This window comes from Kitasatospora indigofera (assembly GCF_014655955.1).
In the GTDB taxonomy this organism is placed as follows: Bacteria; Actinomycetota; Actinomycetes; order Streptomycetales; family Streptomycetaceae; genus Kitasatospora; species Kitasatospora indigofera.
On the sequence record NZ_BNBO01000123.1, the window covers coordinates 1,702 to 3,205 of the forward strand.

1 rRNA gene (cut by a window edge) is annotated in these 1,504 nt (G+C 56.7%); it reads left to right on the forward strand.

Going from position 1 to position 1,504, the window contains the following annotated elements:
- Positions 1-1,502: ribosomal RNA gene (locus IE329_RS39680) — 23S ribosomal RNA — on the forward strand; it begins 1,645 nt to the left of the window's first position.
- Positions 1,503-1,504 lie beyond the last annotated feature (2 nt).

Below are 1,504 nucleotides of genomic sequence, written 5' to 3' on the forward strand. Positions count from 1 at the left end.
GGTAGTAGGTGAGCGATGGGGTGACGCAGGAAGGTAGTCCAGCCCGGGCGGTGGTTGTCCCGGGGTAAGGGTGTAGGCCGAGTGATAGGCAAATCCGTCACTCATCAAGGCTGAGACCTGATGCCGAGCCGATTGTGGTGAAGTGGATGATCCTATGCTGTCGAGAAAAGCCTCTAGCGAGTTTCAGGGCGGCCCGTACCCCAAACCGACTCAGGTGGTCAGGTAGAGAATACCGAGGCGTTCGGGTGAACTATGGTTAAGGAACTCGGCAAAATGCCCCCGTAACTTCGGGAGAAGGGGGGCCGGAACTGGTGATGGCACTTGCTGCCTGAGCTGGGGCCGGCCGCAGAGACCAGCGAGAAGCGACTGTTTACTAAAAACACAGGTCCGTGCGAAGCCGTAAGGCGATGTATACGGACTGACGCCTGCCCGGTGCTGGAACGTTAAGGGGACCGGTTAGTCGAGATTCGTCTCGGCGAAGCTGAGAACTTAAGCGCCAGTAAACGGCGGTGGTAACTATAACCATCCTAAGGTAGCGAAATTCCTTGTCGGGTAAGTTCCGACCTGCACGAATGGCGTAACGACTTCTCGACTGTCTCAACCATAGGCCCGGTGAAATTGCATTACGAGTAAAGATGCTCGTTTCGCGCAGCAGGACGGAAAGACCCCGGGACCTTTACTATAGCTTGATATTGGTGTTCGGTTCGGCTTGTGTAGGATAGGTGGGAGACTTTGAAGCAGCCACGCCAGTGGTTGTGGAGTCGACGTTGAAATACCACTCTGGTCGTGCTGGATGTCTAACCTGGGTCCGTGATCCGGATCAGGGACAGTGTCTGGTGGGTAGTTTAACTGGGGCGGTTGCCTCCTAAAGAGTAACGGAGGCGCCCAAAGGTTCCCTCAGCCTGGTTGGCAATCAGGTGTTGAGTGTAAGTGCACAAGGGAGCTTGACTGTGAGACCGACGGGTCGAGCAGGTGCGAAAGCAGGGACTAGTGATCCGGCGGTGGCTTGTGGAAGCGCCGTCGCTCAACGGATAAAAGGTACCCCGGGGATAACAGGCTGATCTTCCCCAAGAGTCCATATCGACGGGATGGTTTGGCACCTCGATGTCGGCTCGTCGCATCCTGGGGCTGGAGTAGGTCCCAAGGGTTGGGCTGTTCGCCCATTAAAGCGGTACGCGAGCTGGGTTTAGAACGTCGTGAGACAGTTCGGTCCCTATCCGCTGTGCGCGTAGGAATATTGAGAAGGGCTGTCCCTAGTACGAGAGGACCGGGACGGACGAACCTCTGGTGTGCCAGTTGTCCTGCCAAGGGCATGGCTGGTTGGCTACGTTCGGGAGGGATAACCGCTGAAAGCATCTAAGCGGGAAGCCTGCTTCGAGATGAGTATTCCCACCTCCTTGAGAGGGTAAGGCTCCCAGTAGACGACTGGGTTGATAGGCCGGATGTGGAAGCCCTGTAAGGGGTGGAGCTGACCGGTACTAATAGGCCGAGGGCTTGTCCTCAG